This window comes from Kamptonema formosum PCC 10802, assembly GCF_000332335.1.
GTDB lineage: Bacteria > Cyanobacteriota > Cyanobacteriia > Cyanobacteriales > Oscillatoriaceae > Oscillatoria.
In genome coordinates this window covers 2185738-2201939 of sequence record NZ_KB235948.1, presented here as the reverse complement: position 1 = coordinate 2201939, position 16202 = coordinate 2185738, and the positions used below count along the sequence as shown (strand labels likewise).

Genomic DNA, 16202 nt, shown 5'->3' with positions numbered 1-16202 from the left:
GGGGCATCATCGCATTATCGCATTGGGGAAACGCTGAAAATCTTTCCCATGCGCGTGAGCCCCATGCGCGTGAGCCCCATGCCCCATACCCCATGTTCCCACATCTCGCCGCTGTCAGGGAGCTGGCAACCTATCAGCTCGCTCGCTCCCAAGAGCGATAGCCCGTTCGCAACAGCTCTCCGAAAGCCGGTCAAACCTTTAGCTCATCTAAACAAGACAAAACTTTCAGCGAGGAGTGCGGTAACTTGAAAGAGTAAGCCGCATTAGATGGGTACTATGGAGCCAGATTCTCTGCCCACAGAGGTGATTCTGACCCAACCACCTCAATCGTTGGGAAACGTTCAACTGGATTGGAATCCTCAACCGGGTCACTATCTCGATCTACAAGGTCAAACCTACGCCGTATTAGAACGCCGGCACCGATACCAGCTAAAATCAGGTCGATACCGCTTGCACAAAGTTGCCCTCTACGTCCAATCCGCCCAAAGACCGGTGGAAACAAGTATCGTCAATGGACGCTGGGTCATCGGAGATGCCAGCTGCTGCTTCAACGCTCACTCTGAAATCATTCGCTGCGCCGTCAATCCTGATGGCCCGTGCGACGGGTGCCGGTTCTTTGAACAGTAACTGTGGCGCATTCCTCCTCGATGCCCCGCATGGGGGAAGGAATGCCCGGGGCACTATCTCTAGTATAATAACAGCAGCGAGCAACGCCGTACACGAGTCGCTCGGCTGCTGAAAATGTCTGCCGGGCTCGCAGTGCAGTAATCCTGGAACCGCAATTGCCCAACCTGAATCGATCCCCGTGGCGCCAGTATCAGAAGTAACAGAATTCGTGACAGCATTTACAGGAAAATCCGCCCGCAGGTTCTGCGGGCGGTGGTGCTGTTTTGGAAATAGCTTTGGGGAGAAGCAGGCGGCCAATGCCTTGCGTTTCATTAAAATTGCATACAAAATAGTTTTAACCACCCTGCAATACTTGCAATTTAAATGTATAGATTTTAGATCGCCAGCCGGCCATTTTCCAAAACTTCTCCCACTGCTAGGCGGGTGCCATTGACAAAATCCCAGCCGGTCTGGGGGCGTTTGCCGGCTGGCTGCACTTCCCGCAGCAGCAGCAGCCCGGAGCCGGTTTGAACCACCGGCCCAAACCGCTTGGCAAGGCTCACCACTTCCCCCGGACGGCCAAACCGGGCGGACAGCGCCGGCCAATTCTGCTGGAGGGCGCTGAATTCTGGGGGCAGCAGGGGCCAAAATTCAGGGCCGAGGGGCGCTGTGGCTGAAATCTTGAGATCTTTGCCGCGAAAGGTGGCCGCACAGTCTGGGAAAAATCCCCTGACTTGATTGTGCAGTTCCAAGGCGGAGCGCGACCAGTCCAGGCAGTAGTTCTCTTTTTTAATCGGCGGCGCATGCGTCGCCCGGGCGGAATCTTGGGGGATGGGCTGAATTTCTCCGCCCTCCAGTCGCAACAGGGTTTCCACCAGCAAGTCCGCTCCCAAATTGGCCAGGGTTTCCCCCAGCTGGGTGGCGCTGTCCAAAAGCCCCACCGGCGTGCGGGCTTCCAGCAGTACCGGGCCGGTATCCATGCCGGCGTCCATCAGCATCGTGTTGATGCCGGTTTCTCTCTCGCCGTGGTAGAGGCACCACTGCACCGGCGCTGCGCCCCGGTACTGCGGCAAAATCGAGCCGTGGACGTTGACGCAACCCAGGCGGGGCATATCGAGAATTTCCTGAGAGAGAATTTGGCCGTAAGCGACGACCGCAAACACGTCTGCCTGCGCCTCTCGCAGCAGAGTTAGGGTTTGTTTGTGTTTTTTCACCCGAGGCGGCTGCCACACCGGCAGGTTGTGGGCCAGTGCGAGACTTTTCACCGGCGAGGGAGTCAGTTGGTTGCCGCGCCCTCGCCGTTTGTCGGGCTGGGTGACAGCCGCCAAGACTTCAAACGCTGGATGTTCCAGCAGCTTTTTCAGGCTGGGCACTGCAAAGACGGGGGTGCCGAAGAAGACAACTTTCATGCTGGGGCTGGGTAATCGGGAGTGGGGAAGAGGTTGCTCTCCCATTTTGCAGCATTCTCTCGCCACGCTTGCTTGCGGCGTCTGCCGGTGTCACGCCCACTCCCCCACGCCCGTCCGGTTGTCGGTCTGTCACATCCTCCCGGGGGCGAGCCCGCAGCGATCCTGCGGTGGGCGCATCCCCCGACAGCCGCCATATATATATAAAATTGCCCCACGGCTTCGGCGCTGCAGGGCACAAGGACAGATAAACGCTTCTGTTTTTAGTGTCTGGGGCGTTTCCCCCTGTCGGCAAGCGCGTCTGTGACAATTTTTACACTGTCCATCCTCTACCGGCGCGCCGGCAGCACAGCTTGGGCCCATCCTGGGAGCCGCAACCGGGACTGCCGGTGAGCAGGTCTTGTCTGGGAGCTAGGGTGCCTTCCGCCTTCCCCTCCCACTCCATCAGTGGCTGAGGTGCGCTATATCACGCACCCCAGTGCGTGATATAGCGCGTCAATAAACTTCGTGTAAATTTCATAACCCCGGTTTCTTAAAGAAACCGGGGTTATGGGGCCCCCAGAGGTTCGCAAATCATTTATAACTGCTATGTGAGCGGTTTAGAATAGCTGGTTAAAGGCTTTTACCACTAATTCAAAATGGTTCGCAGCCCAGTGCGCCAAACTCCCCAAACCCAAGCCAGAAAACCCCAATAAATTCAGAATAAAAAAAGCTTTTAATTCTCCTATAGAAGCCAGTTGAAGGTCGATTCTGGCTAGGGTTGCTGCCGCCACTAAAAGCAGACCCTGGGCAGAAATATTACTCCATGATAGTAACACAACGGTGAGAAAAGAAGCGAAGGTAGCCGCAAAGAACGCTTTCGTATCAGAGCTAATCCAGCGGTTAAACAAGGCTCTCACGATTGACCAGGGAAAAGCCAAAGTTTCTGCAAGGGCCAAGGTAAAAGCTGTTACTAACAGCCAAACCCACCAGGGAGACTTCCCCTCAGATAACTCCCAGCCCAAGTTGAAATATCCAAGCGAGAGGAGTATCAGAGAGAGGCGGGACAGTTGTTTGGCTATGGACATTTGCGTCATCTGGCTGGTGTGGGTTTGCGGGAACAGAGGACGCAACCGATTGGCTGCGCCTCTTTACAGGTTGGTGGAAATCGCTTGCACGGGACAGGTGGGAATGCACTGCTCGCAAACGATACAGCGCGACCGCGTGAATGTCAGTTTAAATGCAGGCGGTTCCAGAGTCAAGGCTTCTGTGGGGCAAATGCCGGTGCACAAGCCGCAGTGGACGCAGCTGTCTTCATCAATCAATATCTCGCGGCTGGCGAGCGAGACGGTGATATTCTGCGATCGCATCCACTCGATGGAGGCGTCGAGTTCATCAATGTCGCCGGCGAGTTCCACCACCATCGTGCCCATTTGGTTCGGCGCGATCTGGGCGCGGATGATATTCGCCGCCACATTAAAATCTTTGGCCAGCCGATAGGTGATCGGCATCTGGATAGAGCGTTTGGGAAAGGTGAGCATGACCCGTTTTTTCACGGCTGGGGGGCTTTGAGCAACTTCAGCTAGACTAATATCTGAATCATAGATCGTAAAAAAATATCTGATGGCTGCCAATTTACCCGATCCGAAACCTGTGTCGCAACAGAAGTCTGAATCGCCCGTGGCGAGCGGGTTTGAAACCGGCTCTGCCACTAGAGTGCGAAATTTGGTGATTGTGCTGGTGGCGGTGGCGCTCACTGTGGCCATCTTCCTGGGGCTGCGGGCTGAGACGAACTCGCCTGACCTCACCGAGCTGGCTGAGGAGTCCACGCCGCTGGAGGTGGCGCTCAGCAATCGGCAACCGACCCTAATGGAATTTTATGCCAATTGGTGCACGAGCTGCATGGCAATGGCACCGGAAATTCAGCAACTGGAGGAGCAGTACAGGGGCAAGGTGAACTTTGTGATGCTCAATGTCGATAATTCTAAGTGGTTGCCGGAAATTCTCAAGTACCGCGTGGATGGGATTCCTCACTTTGTGTTTTTGGGTCAGGATGGCGCTGCGATCGCTGAGGCTATCGGTGAGGTGCCGCGCACGATTATGCAGGCGAATTTAGAGGCGTTGGCTGCCGGTTTGCCTTTGCCCTACGCCACTGCTTCCGGTCAAATGTCTGCGTTTGACGCGCCGGTTGCGCCGGCAGCGGGCAACTCTGCCGATCCGCGCAGTCACAGCAGTCAGGTGGTGAATTAGCGGCGCGAGTGCACAGGGGTATTCTGGGGATGAACCCCACCCCCCAACCTCTGCCCCTTATCCCCAGAAGGGGCCCCACCTTCCCCGCTTGCGGGGCGGGGGAGTGAGAGGGGGTTTTCTAGGAGTCGAAACAATTTCAATCACAACCTCTGGCGGTTTGCCAAACTCCCAAATAAAATAATATCGGTTTTTCTTCTCCCACCAATTCTCAGCAACTCGCACATCCAAACTGATATCGCAGTATGCATTTAGGTTAGAACATTTGACCTTCAGGGGGGGCGGGACGCCTGCCCTACGTCTATAGAGCAGTAAGCATTTAGGAACCCTACATTCCGGCCTCCCTTTCTCCAGAGCTCCCGAAGCTTCTATTGTTCTAACCAATATGACTGCTGCTATAAAAACATCCGGCACAACCGGCGGCTGGCTAACCGCAGAGAAAATCCCCTCATTAGCCGACGCCAGAAACGTTCGGAAGTTGCCAGTCCCCCAAGAACTGCACACTACCCTTGCCAGTAAACGCTGCTGTTTTTCACAAGCAAAATTCTCAACAGGAGTATCGTCTTCAGTAATAATCTGAGGGATATCTGGAGGTGGGAAGACCTCAGTCTCTAGAACTTCTAACATAATCTAAGAAAACCTCAACCGGCAAGCCTTTCCCACACCCTATCACATCATCTCACTTCCTTGGCGTCCTTGGCTCAGGAGCGGTTTTTTCCCCCCACCAATTCCCGCACCAACTGCGCCAGCAGCTGCGCGCTGTCCGGAACCGCCAGCGAACGCGCCCGAAACGCCATTTCCTGCAACCTTTCCGGCGATCGCAACAGCCCCAAAACCTTCTCTTCGAGCACCGCCTGCGTCAAGTCCTTTTGCCGGCAAACCGCAGCCGCACCGGCACTGGCAAACTCAGCCGCATTGAACGCCTGGTGATCCTCCGCCGCATAAGGGTAGGGAATCAAAATTGCCGGCGTACCCGCCACCGCCAGTTCAGTCAGCGTACCCGCACCGGCGCGGCTAATCGCCAAATTCGCCCGCTGCAGCAGCGCCGCCATATTATCATAAAACGGCACCGAAATATACTGCGGGTGCTGCAAACTCCCCGCCTCCGGATCGCTGTCTCCCGTCTGGTGGACAACCCACGCGCCCGCCTCAAACCACGCCTTAGCGCACTGGCGCACCAGCTTGTTCACCGCCACCGCCCCCTGAGAGCCCCCCGACACCACAATCAGCGGCACATCCGGCGGAACCGGCAAATCCAGCCGCTGCGGGGAGAGAAACTGCTCGCGCACCGGCGTGCCGGCATAAACCGTCTTGGCGCGGGGGAGGTATTGCGCCGCTCCCTCAAAGCCAGTCGCCACCGCAGAGCACCACGGGCTGAACCAGCGCGTCACCTTCCCAGGCAAAGCGTTGGACTCGTGGAGAATGGCCGGCAGCCCCAGGGAGCGAGCCGCTATAATAGCCGGTGCGGCAATATAGCCGCCGGTGGTGAGCACGCCCTGAAATTGTCCCTCTTTCAGCAAGCGCCGCACCCGCAGAATCGAACCAACCAGCCTGAACAGCACTAGCAAGCTGCGCAGCCCCCGCTGCTGGAATCCCTCCACCTCAATGGTGTGCAGGCGATACTCCTTGGGAACCAGCTGCGTTTCCAGCCGGTTGGGCACCCCCAGCCATTCAATTTCATAGTCGCTCAGCTGCTCGGCAGCCGCCAGCGCGGGAAACAGATGTCCCCCCGTGCCACTCGCCGCAATCAGCAATCGGATCGGTTTGTTCGCCACTGTCTCTATCTCTCCTACACGCACTCACCGGCGCACCTTTGAATTTTTCATCTCCGATGTCCGGTTTCGCCGCTCATTCAAAATATAAAATCTCAATATAAAATACGCTGACAGCTACAATCAATAAATAGCCCTCAACTGCTGTCATAACCCCGCTATTGAAACTGTAACTCAATGCACAATCCTCTAACGCTACTGTCACGCCTGTCTCAGCTGGCTCGCCGCCAGACCGGCACGCGACTCCTCCCGCCCCTGATCGGGTTCGCCATTTGGTGCGCCGGCGCGTTCGGTGCCGGCGCTGCCATCGCCGCCCCTCCCGACACTGCACCCCCGGAACTGAAAAACCTCCTGTCCCAGATTGACGCCGCCGCCAACGCCCGCGATCTGGATACGGTGATGCAATTTTACAGCAAGAATTTGAGCCATACCGACGGGCTAACCCACGAGAGTCTGAAACGCGCCTTGAGCGATCTCTGGCAGCGCTACCCCAAACTCAGCTACCGCACAGAACTCGTATCTTGGGACGCAGATGGCAGGGGATTTGTCGCGGAAACGGTAACAACCATTACCGGCACCCAGTCAATGATGGATCGGGACGTCTCCCTCCAAGCCACCGTGCGCGGGCGGCAGCGCTATGAAAACCAAACTATTGTCCGGCAAGAAATTTTGGCGGAACGCAGCCAGCTGACTTCTGGCGAGAACCCTCCCAAGGTTGAGGTGAAATTGCCAGAGCAGGTTCGCCCCGGACAGGAGTTTAACTTTGACGCCATCGTTGTCGAACCCCTGGGCAATAATTTGCTGATCGGAGCCGCCCTGGAAGAGCCGGCTAAAGCGGAAACCTATTTCACGCCCCCGCCGGTGAAGCTAGAACCTCTGGTCGCTGGGGGGATTTTCAAGGTGGGGCGAGCGCCGGCACAGGCAGATAGCCGCTGGATTTCTGCAGTCTTGGTGCGCCACGACGGCATGACGATGATTACCCAGCGCCTGCGCGTCGTCGGTCCCAATACCCCATCCAGCTCCGCCAACCCCTGATTTATGCTGCGCCGCCTCACACGGTTTGCAGTGAGGGCAACAGCCCTCAGCCCTCCCGGCTGGATAAATAGTAAAATCCTTACTGCAAACATTGCTGTAGAGGAAAGATTGTTGGCGTCGCGACACTAGAAGCATGATTGAAACTTCTGTCACACATCTAAAACCCCCTCTTGCCTCCCCCTCCCCGCACACGCGGAGGGGGTTGGGGGGTGGGGTCGATCCGGCGATCTGTGCAACAATTTTCTGCCAGGAGGAGTGATGATTTCTGTTCAAGACCAAATTGTTCTGATCACCGGCGCGAGCAGCGGCATTGGAACCGCCTGCGCCGAGATATTTGCCTCCCACGGCGCTAAATTGATTTTGGCAGCGCGGCGTCTCGACCGGCTCGAACAGCTGGCTGCAAAACTCAGCGAGAAGTTTGGCAGCATGACGCACTTGCTGCAGCTGGACGTGCGCGACCGCACTCAAGTTGAATCCGCCTTGCACTCCCTGCCGGCATCCTGGGAGCCGGTGGATATTCTGATTAATAATGCCGGTCTGAGTCGGGCGCTGGATAAACTCCAGGAGGGCAACATCCAAGACTGGGAAGAAATGATCGATACGAATGTCAAGGGGTTGCTCTATGTGACGCGCTTTATCTTACCCGGAATGGTCAGCCGGCAGCGCGGTCATGTCGTCAATATCGGCTCGATTGCCGGTCGCGCCGCTTATCCAGCAGGCAATGTTTACTGCGCTTCCAAAGCCGCTGTCAGACTGATCTCGGAGGGGCTGAAGCAGGATTTGTTGGGCACGCCGGTGCGCGTCACCGAAATCGACCCCGGCATGGTGGAAACGGAATTTAGCGTCGTGCGATTTCACGGGGATGCCGACCGCGCTAAAAAGGTCTACCAAGGGCTGACGCCCCTGACGCCAGAAGACGTTGCTGATGTCGTGTTTTTCTGCGTCACCCGACCGGCTCATGTCAATATCAGCGAGGTCTTGCTAGTGCCGGCAGACCAGGCAAATGTCACCCTCGTTCACCGGCGAAGTTAATGCTATCATATCTTATAGTAGGGTGGTTGACGCTCTGAGCTTCACCCACCCAAAAATGTACCAAAGCAGCATTCCTGTTTACCCAAGTGGGATTTTCCCCACCGTACAACAAACCGGAGGTGAGGTTTTTTGCTGAACTCACAGCAGCCGGTCAAACGCCGCAATAAAGAACCTTGGGTGGCCGTTAATTTATCCCTATTGTTTCCTGGCATCGGGCAAATCTATGCCGGCAGACTGAGGAAAGGGATAATTTTTACCGCCAGTCAAATTCTCCTGCTCGCAATTGCCGCCTGGTCAGTATTCAGTCCCACCGGCAATACAGTGACCGGCCTGAGCTTTTTAGCGCTGGCTGCGGGGGTTTATGTCCTCAATCTTTTTGACGCTCACCAATCCGTCAAAAAACAAACCCCCCAGCAACCTAAAGCCACACTTGCCCCCAAAAAACAGGCTCACTCCTCCTTCAGCCTTTCTCCTTCATCCTTCAATAAAGACCCTTGGCAGGCTGTATTCTTGTCCCAGATATTGCCTGGCTTAGGTCATTTATATCTAGAGGAATTACTGCCTGGTTTTCTTTTTTTATCGGGGATAATTGTGGCAGCAAATCTGTCGGCGCTGTTCTCGCCTTTGCTAGTCTGTCCGCCGGCACTGTACGCTCTTGCTGCTTACCACGCCTATGTTGCCGCCCCAAAGCCTCAGGGAAAGTCGAAGCTGCTGATTAGTGGGATAGTCGGGGCAATTGTTGCCCTGAGACTGGCGGCAGCCTATTTGCCGGTGTGGGTAGAACAGCGAGTGGAAAGATTTAACATCCCCAGCACCTCAATGGTGCCGGCGCTGCAGATCGGAGACGGAATATTGGTGTCCAAAAACAGCCATTACCTTCCCGAAACAGGCGACACGATCGTCTTTAAGTTTCCCTATACAGTGCCAACAGAAAATGTAGTTGCTGGCACGCTTTTCGTCAAGCGAGTGATTGGCAAACCGGGGGAAGTGGTTCAAGTCAGCAACGGGCGCGTTTATGTGAGTGGCAAACCTCTGGAAGAAAACTATATTGCCCTGCCTCCTGTGTATGAGTGGGGTCCGGCAACAGTGCCACCCGGCAGCTATTTTGTTCTCGGAGACAATCGCAACGACAGCTTTGACTCCCACGTTTGGGGGTTCCTGCCGGCAGGCAATATTGTCGGCAAAGCGTATAAAATTTATTGGCCACCGGCACGGATAGGCGCTCTGCGCTAGCATCGAATAGGCTTATAATTTGCATAATATTACTCTCGTTTCCAGGCTCCCGCCTGGGAACGCCGCTTTGGAGGCTCTGCCTCCTTCGGGAGCAATTAGGGTTAATTAGAGCAGTTTTCAGTGGGATGAAGTACATGCCAGAAACCCGGTTTCTTAAAGAAACCGGGTTTCTCAGTACCTCACTCAGATGAAAACCGCTATATTAGTCAATTTGGGCTCAGACATCATTGACCAACCCCACAAACTTTTTAAAATTGAACCACTGTGTCCGCAATTTCCAGAATTTACTCGTCTGCACAGCGGCAATAACAGATTGCGAACGCGCCAGTTCCGCCTGAGTTTGCTCTAGTTGGGACTGGGAGTGTTCTAGTTGCGCCTGAGTTTGCTCTAGTTGGGACTGGGATTGCGCCAGTTGCGCCTGAGTTTGCTCTAGTTGGGACTGGGATTGCGCCAGTTGCGCCTGAGTTTGCTGCAGTTGGGACTGGGAGTGTTCCAATTTCGCTTGAGTTTGCTGCAGTTGGGACTGGGAGTGTTCCAATTTCGCTTGAGTTTGCTGCAGTTGGGACTGGGAGTGTTCCAATTTCGCTTGAGTTTGCTGCAGTTGGGACTGGGAGTGTTCCAATTTCGCCTGAGTTTGCTGCAATTGGGACTGGAAGTGTTCCAGTTGCGCCTGAGTTTGCTGCAGTTGGGACTGGAAGTGTTCCAGTTGCGCCTGAGTTTGCTGCAGTTGGGACTGGGATTGCTCGCCCTCCGACTGCAAGTTTGACGCCTGCTTTTCCCACCGGCGCACGTCGAGCCAGTCTTGCAGCGCCCACACCACATAGGGGGGAAGCTGCGCTGCGCTAGAAAAAGGAAAGGTGGACAGTCCATTGAGCGACCACGCCCTGGAGTTGAGTTCCTCGTACAGCTCAAACGCTTCAGGGAAATAATGCTTGATTAGGGCGGGCCGGTGAGAGCTTGAAACTTCACTGTGCAGTAACGAAGCGTCATAGATATCTTGCGCCGGCAGCTTTAAGTGCACTCCCAACTTTTCCTCTATCGCTTTTACTAAAAAAATAGGATTCTCCGTGATGCTGTAAAGATTAAGTAGCAGGCACTGCTCCGGAAAATGACTGTAAAAATCTAATAATATTCGGCTGTAGTGGCCCCACAGCTTGAGAGCGAAGTTAGGGTTGGAATAAAAAACACTATCATCTACATAACCACGGCGGTACAGGGAGTCCACTACTTCCCAAGGGGAGCGATAGATGAGGATAAATTTCGCTTCCGGCAGGAATTGATACCAAAATTTTAAGAAGAGAGTGGTTCGCGGATCTTTCCATCCCCAAATGGCTTTGCCATATCGTTCCCTCAGAATTAGTTTAGCTGTTTCTAAATACTGTTCTTGAACCTGAATCTGGGGGGCAAAAGTCCAGCCGGCTTTACTGATTCCCTGAGAGCGCAGGACACTTTCATGGAACTCAACAAAATCGATATCTTCAAAGTGACCCTTAACGTTGCCGTGGCTTGGTTGCATGAGCCTTTGACCCAGATCCACTCCCGCACTCTGAAGTAAAGAAGCTATCAGAGAGGTGCCGGAACGATGCATGCCGGTGACGATAAAAGTGGATTTTTGAATCTCAGGAGTCTCCATAAGGTTGCGTGAATCTAAGTAGTAGGGCATTTCAAGGGTGCAGCAAAGCCACAACCGACGACAGTGTAATGGTTATAGGCTATAAACTCCTGAAAAAAATCTCAGGGTTTTTTTGGGAGATGGAGCTTACCTATTTTAACCGCACTGCACCCTCTAGCGGGGAGCACCGCCGGCCCTCCCTGGATAGAGGGGCGTTGGGGGCGGGGTGGGGGCGGGAGGCACCGGCGCGCCTCCGAAGCGCAAGTCCTCTTCCAGAATAGGCCATGTCCCGGTGGCCGCGCGGCGTGGCGAAGCTTTGCAACCCCTGCCAGCGTTCCCTTGTGGGAGCTAACTCCTCCCTCCGCCTGTCCATTTGTGGGAGGGGCAACAGCCCGCCGGCACCGAAGGGCGAACCGGCCAAAAGCGGTGCCGGCGACTGCGGACAGCAAAAGCCCCCCGCTAGCACTGCGGGTGGGTCCTGGAGATTTGCCAATTCCGGAGGCACCGGCTTTTTGCGACGAAGCTGCCGGTCTGCCCACTGTTTTTGCAGCGGCACTATGATTGCAGGTAGCTGGGATTGCTACTGATACTGCTGTCGAACAGGGCTGGATTTTTGAGCAGGTCTGGAGTTATATTTTCCACGACGCCCAAATACTCGCCAGTGCTGTTGATTTTGATAGCAGTGGAAGGAACTGCAGCACCGCCATTGACCAACAGCTGAATCGCCTCCAAGGAAAGGTCTGTGAAGGCTAGCCCCGTGAGTCCAATTGTATCCTCACCAATGATGAAGTCGCGGATAATATCTACCTGAGAGACATTCGCCGAGGTGTGTTTCAAGGTGGGATTGCTGCCATCCGTTCGGAATACAAACATATCCCGACCGGCACCGCCGATCAGGCTATCTTGACCGTAGTCGCCAATCAGAAGGTCGTCGCCGTCCCCACCGATAAGGAGGTCGTTTTCTTTCCCGCCCCGCACGATATCACTCCCCGTGCCTCCATCCACCGTATCGTTCCCGTTATTGCCGTTCAGAACGTCGGAGTCGGAGTTGCCAAAAAGGTTGTCGGAGTCTTTCCCGCCCCGCAGGATGTCCCCACCGGCAGCCCCGTCGATGGTATCATTCCCTTTATTCCCGTTGATGTTCTCAATGCGTGCCGTGCCCAGTACATTATCATCCCCATTCCAAGCAAAAATGTAACTAGCGCTAGCAGCGTCGGGAAAATTGCTCAGAGCCAGACTGTCAGCCGCATCAGATAAACTGAAACCCATCACCCCATCTCCGAGCAGCAGACTAAAAGGATCGAATGGATTCGGTTCCACAGGTTCTGCCGCTAGGGGTTGAGGCGTGCTGACCGCCACAAGCGGACTGTCGCCTCCCGCTTCCAAGCCAGCAGTGACATAATTCAGGGCTGGCGCTCCCCCATTTTGCAAGGCGCTAACATCATAGTTTCCCCCTAAGAGGTTAATACTGCTGACGCGCACTATGTAGCTAGCGCCAACTTCTGGAGTAAAAGTCGTTTCAGAGTTGAGGTTAATCCCCAGAACCTTATCGTCGTTCAGCGCGACCGGTGTCCCTATAACGTTGCCAACAGCATCTGCCCTAAAGACTTGGATCACCGTATCGAATGCATTAGACACTGCGGTAATCTTTACCGGCTGATTGGGTGCTAGTCCCGCCAGGAGATAGTCATCGAATCCAGTATTTCTCCCCTCATAGTACCCTGAGTTACCCGCTGGATTTATGTCCAGTACCTTAGAAACTGTAGCCATTTATCTGTCTCTGTAAGCGTGCCTTTATACATTCTACCACGCTCGTCTTCCTTTGCCCACAAACGGAACCTTTATGTCTCTGAGGATTCCCGCTCGCTCCCTGCCGGTGGCAATTGCCCACAATTATAGCGTTTTTCATCCTTTGTGAGGTACTGAGAAACCCGGTTTCTTTAAGAAACCGGGTTTCTCTTGCGCTAGCCATTAAGGTTAGGACATTCGAGCTTCAGGTTGGAGGAAACGCCTGCCCTACGCCTGTAATATGAATATAAGGCGTAGGACAGGCGTCCCGCCTGTCCTTTGTGTCCTAATCTAAGTGAAGACCAACTTCTCGCTCCCACAATCGCAGACTCCGCCTCACACCAAGTTGAGATAGATAGTATTTTTTCCCCACGCCGCCCCCTTTCTCTCTGGATTTTCAATCCAAAATCCAAAATCTAAAATCCAAAATAGGGAGCGCATAGCTACCAATCCAAATTCCTCTCGTAACCCAGTTGAATAAGTTGCTCACCGGCAATCTTCTTAAAGCTTTCAACGTGTGCCGGTTTGAAAGACTTTTTCCACTCCCCAATCTCACCCTTCCTGAAAGTAGCGCTAGCTCGGTCAAAAACGCGGCTAGCCACAGCCACAATCTCCTGCCGGCTGAGTCGCAAATTCAAACAATCGCTAATCTCTCCGAGCGCCGCTTCTTGTCGGGAGAGGCTTCCCCCACCCGCTTCACCTACTAAGTCCTCAAAGCGCACTACTAAGCAGTTTGGCTCGCGCAGCCAGGGCAAAATATGAGCCAGCCGTTCGCCCATATTCAGTAAAGGGTAGTTTTCCCAGCCCACCCCTTCAATAGATGCTATTAGTCTAGCATCCTGAGTCGGCAAACTTCTATAGTATTCGCATAAAGGATGAACCGGAAGGCAAGCGAAATGGCAGAGAGAAACGGCAACATCTCGCGGGTCGCGTATGAGAATGATTTTGAAAAACTCCAGTTCGCTCAACAGCCTGACAGCCGCTTCCGAATGGGGGAGATGGGCTACCGCATATTCTCCGCAACTTACAGTTGCAAAGCACTTGTAAACTTCCCAGTAAGATTTCTTTTGCGGGCTCCCCACACCCAACCAGATCGCATCTCTATCATCCGTTACATTTTCAGTCAGATTCCGGTCAGCAGCCAGCCTCCGAACCAATCCCAACTCATCGAGAGCCTTCGCCAGCAAGTGCGTCCCTGATTTCGGTAAAGTAATCGCCACAGTTCTCGGACAAATTTGCATAAACATTGCTAAAAGCCGGTTCTCTACATCCACTCAGCGCGGGCTTTCTCTGTCGCAGCCAGTTTTAATCGCAGGCCCGATTGCAAAATCAGGACACTCCCGCGTTCGAGGAGGTCAATTCCTTTTCTTCCCCGCATTTTATCCCCAAATCTACCATTCCTAAAAATTCTCTCGAACTGGCTTTTAAAACTTCAAAAGACAGGACAGCGACCTGCTTGTCCACGACAAAAAAGTGGCTGTCAGACTGGCGGTCTTCCAATCTAAAGGTTAGAAAGTAAGTCCCTTCTGTTAAACGAGCGCGGAAGGAAAAGACAGCGCAACAGCGCGATATTTTTTCAGTCTCCGGCTGGGCCAATTTCAGGAACTGCCCGCCAATGGGCAGCAACTGCCGGTTTTGGACAATCAGGCACAGGGTAGGGTATTTCAGGGTATTGACAAACTCAACTTCCGCTCTTACTGTTATCGGATCTCCCGTATTATAAGCCGAGCGCAAGCTGCCGGTATCCCCAAATTCGGCGCGAATGATGCGCCCCTCATCCGTACCGAAAGCAATTCCCCTATCCCCGCCAATGGACTCTTTTGCTCTCACCGGCGCACTGCCAGATAGAGAGCGCTTCTGCCGGTCGCGCAGCTCCATTAAATATAGCTCAGCGATTTCATCAGCCGGCCCAAACGCCCTGGCCGTCCCGCTTTCCAGATACAGCACCTGTTCGCAAAAAGCCTTCACTGTGCCAATCTCGTGAGAGACAAATAAGGTGGTCACTCCCGACTGGGTGAGGCGCTCCAACCTCTCAAAGCATTTAAATTGGAACGCAGCGTCCCCCACAGCGAGCGCCTCGTCGATAATTAAAATCTCCGGCTCCACATTCACCGATACGGCAAATGCCAGCCGCATCATCATCCCGCTGGAATAGGTTTTCACCGGCTGGTCGATAAACTGCCCAATATCCGCAAACTCAGCAATTGCCTCAAACCGCTGCGCCATCTCTTCCTGACTCAACCCCAGAATTGCTCCATTGAGAAAGACATTTTCTCTCCCCGTGAATTCCGGGTTAAATCCGCTGCCCAGTTCCAGCAGCGCCCCGATCCTGCCACTCACCTCAACGCTCCCTGAAGTTGGAGTCATGGTGCCGGCAATAATTTGCAGCAGCGTACTCTTACCCGAGCCATTGCGCCCGATAACCCCCACAGTTTTGCCCGCCGGCACTTCCAGGTTAATGTCTCGCAGCGCCCAAAACTCTTCGGCATAGCTTCGCCCTGGCAGCAAAACCTCTTTTAACCGATTCAGGGGACGAGCGTACCGATTAAAGCACTTCGAGACATTTTTGACCCCAATTGCTATTTCACTCATGTTCACTCATGGAACGGCTTACTGCCTGCGACTGAGTTTGTTATCACTGATCGAGCGAGTGTGCGGAAACCGGGTTCCTTCAAGAAACCCGGTTTCTTCTAAAACCTCAAACCCACACCCCCTTGCAGGGAAAACGCGGTTCCTCCCTGTTCGCGGTAGGCGTCGAAAGCAATGATAGCATTCCCAAACACAACTAACCGGCTGTTGGGGAGCGAGTAATCAATCCCCGGTTGAATGGCAAAGCCGGTTTTGTTCCCCACCGGCGTCTCCCCGCCGGCAAAAGAAACTCCCGCCCCCACATAAGTATCCGTCTGCCAGTTGAGGGGAATATCATAAGAAACCGTCGGCACCAGTGCCACCCCCTCCCCCATCAGGAAAGCTTGAGCGCGCAGGGAAATCGGAACTTCCAGCACCTTGTAGCGGATAGCAATCAGAGCGGAACTTTGGCGCTCGCCGTCCCTGCTAATGACACCAAACCCCCCCCCAACCCCCACATAGCTCCCATAAGCAGCTTGAGCGCATGCTGGTGGGGCGGCGGATGCCAGACAGGCGGTGCCCAGTGCGACTAGCCCCACTGCCGGCAAAAAACTCTTGAGACGTTCCATTTCCCTACTCCTCACGCTGCAGGTGTTGCGCAAAACTCTCTTTTGCTGGTTTATCTTATCTTAATCGCGATCGTCAGCTCGCCTGCCGAATTCCCACCAAGCAGCAGCTATCACTCAGTGTGAGCTAAAGGCTACACCTTATTCACACAAACGTCTATCCTATTATTTACGTTTAATAACTTTCTAAATAATACCTCAGGCGGAACCCTTCTGCCGGTGCTTGGGGCCGCAGTCGGGGCGTCTCGCCTGTCCTTTTATAGCAGCAGTCATATTGGTTAGAACAATAGAACCTTCG

17 protein-coding genes are annotated in these 16202 nt (G+C 54.2%); 7 read left to right on the top strand and 10 right to left on the bottom strand.

What is annotated here, in order from left to right; translation table 11 throughout:
• The first annotated feature begins 276 nt into the window (after positions 1–276).
• Positions 277–627 carry a DUF6464 family protein gene (locus tag OSC10802_RS46065; protein WP_071593294.1) on the top strand — a complete coding sequence of 117 codons (351 nt, stop codon included), beginning with the start codon at positions 277–279 and terminating at the stop codon, positions 625–627.
• A gap of 374 nt (positions 628–1001) precedes the next feature.
• Here OSC10802_RS46065 and fmt read toward each other — a convergent pair whose 3' ends face one another.
• From fmt to OSC10802_RS0109365, 4 genes are all read right to left on the bottom strand, one after another.
• Entirely contained in the window at positions 1002–2015 is a 1014-nt protein-coding gene (gene fmt / locus OSC10802_RS0109375) for a methionyl-tRNA formyltransferase (protein ID WP_017716523.1), read from the bottom strand.
• On the bottom strand, positions 2012–2251 hold the full coding sequence (locus OSC10802_RS49340) for a hypothetical protein (protein WP_155967506.1): 240 nt from the start codon (positions 2249–2251) through the stop codon (positions 2012–2014). Before OSC10802_RS49340 ends, fmt begins: the two co-directional genes overlap by 4 nt.
• Before the next feature lie 360 nt (positions 2252–2611).
• Entirely contained in the window at positions 2612–3088 is a 477-nt protein-coding gene (locus OSC10802_RS39375) for a hypothetical protein (RefSeq protein WP_198525087.1), read from the bottom strand.
• A 54-nt stretch (positions 3089–3142) separates the two neighbouring features.
• Positions 3143–3547 carry an NIL domain-containing protein gene (locus OSC10802_RS0109365; RefSeq protein WP_026098332.1) on the bottom strand — a complete coding sequence of 135 codons (405 nt, stop codon included), beginning with the start codon at positions 3545–3547 and terminating at the stop codon, positions 3143–3145.
• Positions 3548–3614: 67 nt separating this feature from the next.
• On the opposite strand from OSC10802_RS0109365, the gene OSC10802_RS0109360 reads away from it, so the two are divergent.
• The gene (locus OSC10802_RS0109360; RefSeq protein ID WP_017716520.1) at positions 3615–4241 is read left to right on the top strand and encodes a thioredoxin family protein; all 627 of its coding nucleotides are present in this window, start codon (positions 3615–3617) and stop codon (positions 4239–4241) included.
• Between the two features lie 382 nt (positions 4242–4623).
• Positions 4624–4818, top strand: a complete 195-nt coding sequence (locus OSC10802_RS52730) for a hypothetical protein (protein ID WP_198525086.1) — start codon at positions 4624–4626, stop codon at positions 4816–4818.
• A gap of 121 nt (positions 4819–4939) precedes the next feature.
• Here OSC10802_RS52730 and murG read toward each other — a convergent pair whose 3' ends face one another.
• The gene (gene murG, locus OSC10802_RS0109350) at positions 4940–6013 is read right to left on the bottom strand and encodes an undecaprenyldiphospho-muramoylpentapeptide beta-N-acetylglucosaminyltransferase (RefSeq protein WP_026098330.1); all 1074 of its coding nucleotides are present in this window, start codon (positions 6011–6013) and stop codon (positions 4940–4942) included.
• 174 nt (positions 6014–6187) lie between these two features.
• Here murG and OSC10802_RS0109340 point away from each other — a divergent pair, with 174 nt between their 5' ends.
• The 3 genes from OSC10802_RS0109340 (at position 6188) to lepB (ending at position 9310) form a co-directional block, all read left to right on the top strand.
• A complete protein-coding gene (locus OSC10802_RS0109340; RefSeq protein ID WP_017716516.1) occupies positions 6188–7045 on the top strand; it encodes a DUF8623 domain-containing protein in 858 nt (285 codons plus the stop codon).
• 258 nt (positions 7046–7303) lie between these two features.
• Complete coding sequence (locus tag OSC10802_RS0109335; protein WP_017716515.1) at positions 7304–8077, top strand: SDR family oxidoreductase; 774 nt, start codon at positions 7304–7306, stop codon at positions 8075–8077.
• Between the two features lie 129 nt (positions 8078–8206).
• Entirely contained in the window at positions 8207–9310 is a 1104-nt protein-coding gene (gene lepB, locus OSC10802_RS0109330) for a signal peptidase I (RefSeq protein ID WP_017716514.1), read from the top strand.
• 217 nt (positions 9311–9527) lie between these two features.
• On the opposite strand, the gene OSC10802_RS39365 is transcribed toward lepB, so the two are convergent.
• On the bottom strand, positions 9528–10943 hold the full coding sequence (locus tag OSC10802_RS39365; protein ID WP_017716513.1) for a sulfotransferase: 1416 nt from the start codon (positions 10941–10943) through the stop codon (positions 9528–9530).
• Positions 10944–11261: 318 nt separating this feature from the next.
• Here OSC10802_RS39365 and OSC10802_RS49330 point away from each other — a divergent pair, with 318 nt between their 5' ends.
• Positions 11262–11483 carry a hypothetical protein gene (locus tag OSC10802_RS49330; protein WP_155967502.1) on the top strand — a complete coding sequence of 74 codons (222 nt, stop codon included), beginning with the start codon at positions 11262–11264 and terminating at the stop codon, positions 11481–11483.
• On the opposite strand, the gene OSC10802_RS44150 is transcribed toward OSC10802_RS49330, so the two are convergent.
• The 4 genes from OSC10802_RS44150 to OSC10802_RS0109290 form a co-directional block, all read right to left on the bottom strand.
• Positions 11478–12692, bottom strand: coding sequence for a calcium-binding protein (locus tag OSC10802_RS44150; protein ID WP_017716511.1), 1215 nt, complete (start codon positions 12690–12692; stop codon positions 11478–11480). The genes OSC10802_RS49330 and OSC10802_RS44150 overlap by 6 nt on opposite strands.
• Before the next feature lie 461 nt (positions 12693–13153).
• Positions 13154–13951 carry a sulfotransferase domain-containing protein gene (locus OSC10802_RS0109300; RefSeq protein ID WP_198525085.1) on the bottom strand — a complete coding sequence of 266 codons (798 nt, stop codon included), beginning with the start codon at positions 13949–13951 and terminating at the stop codon, positions 13154–13156.
• An 88-nt stretch (positions 13952–14039) separates the two neighbouring features.
• Entirely contained in the window at positions 14040–15302 is a 1263-nt protein-coding gene (locus tag OSC10802_RS39355) for an ABC transporter ATP-binding protein (protein ID WP_017716508.1), read from the bottom strand.
• 98 nt (positions 15303–15400) lie between these two features.
• Entirely contained in the window at positions 15401–15907 is a 507-nt protein-coding gene (locus OSC10802_RS0109290; RefSeq protein ID WP_017716507.1) for a hypothetical protein, read from the bottom strand.
• Positions 15908–16202: the final 295 nt, after the last annotated feature.

Bases quoted from the DNA above. Each gene is read 5' to 3' on its own strand.
- OSC10802_RS46065 (WP_071593294.1), top strand. From the start codon at position 277: ATGGAGCCAGATTCTCTGCCCACAGAGGTGATTCTGACCCAACCACCT.
- fmt (WP_017716523.1), bottom strand. From the start codon at position 2,015: ATGAAAGTTGTCTTCTTCGGCACCCCCGTCTTTGCAGTGCCCAGCCTG.
- OSC10802_RS39375 (WP_198525087.1), bottom strand. From the start codon at position 3,088: ATGACGCAAATGTCCATAGCCAAACAACTGTCCCGCCTCTCTCTGATA.
- OSC10802_RS0109360 (WP_017716520.1), top strand. From the start codon at position 3,615: ATGGCTGCCAATTTACCCGATCCGAAACCTGTGTCGCAACAGAAGTCT.
- OSC10802_RS52730 (WP_198525086.1), top strand. From the start codon at position 4,624: ATGACTGCTGCTATAAAAACATCCGGCACAACCGGCGGCTGGCTAACC.
- OSC10802_RS0109340 (WP_017716516.1), top strand. From the start codon at position 6,188: ATGCACAATCCTCTAACGCTACTGTCACGCCTGTCTCAGCTGGCTCGC.
- OSC10802_RS0109335 (WP_017716515.1), top strand. From the start codon at position 7,304: ATGATTTCTGTTCAAGACCAAATTGTTCTGATCACCGGCGCGAGCAGC.
- OSC10802_RS39365 (WP_017716513.1), bottom strand. From the start codon at position 10,943: ATGGAGACTCCTGAGATTCAAAAATCCACTTTTATCGTCACCGGCATG.
- OSC10802_RS44150 (WP_017716511.1), bottom strand. From the start codon at position 12,692: ATGGCTACAGTTTCTAAGGTACTGGACATAAATCCAGCGGGTAACTCA.
- OSC10802_RS0109300 (WP_198525085.1), bottom strand. From the start codon at position 13,951: ATGCAAATTTGTCCGAGAACTGTGGCGATTACTTTACCGAAATCAGGG.
- OSC10802_RS39355 (WP_017716508.1), bottom strand. From the start codon at position 15,302: ATGAGTGAAATAGCAATTGGGGTCAAAAATGTCTCGAAGTGCTTTAAT.
- OSC10802_RS0109290 (WP_017716507.1), bottom strand. From the start codon at position 15,907: ATGGAACGTCTCAAGAGTTTTTTGCCGGCAGTGGGGCTAGTCGCACTG.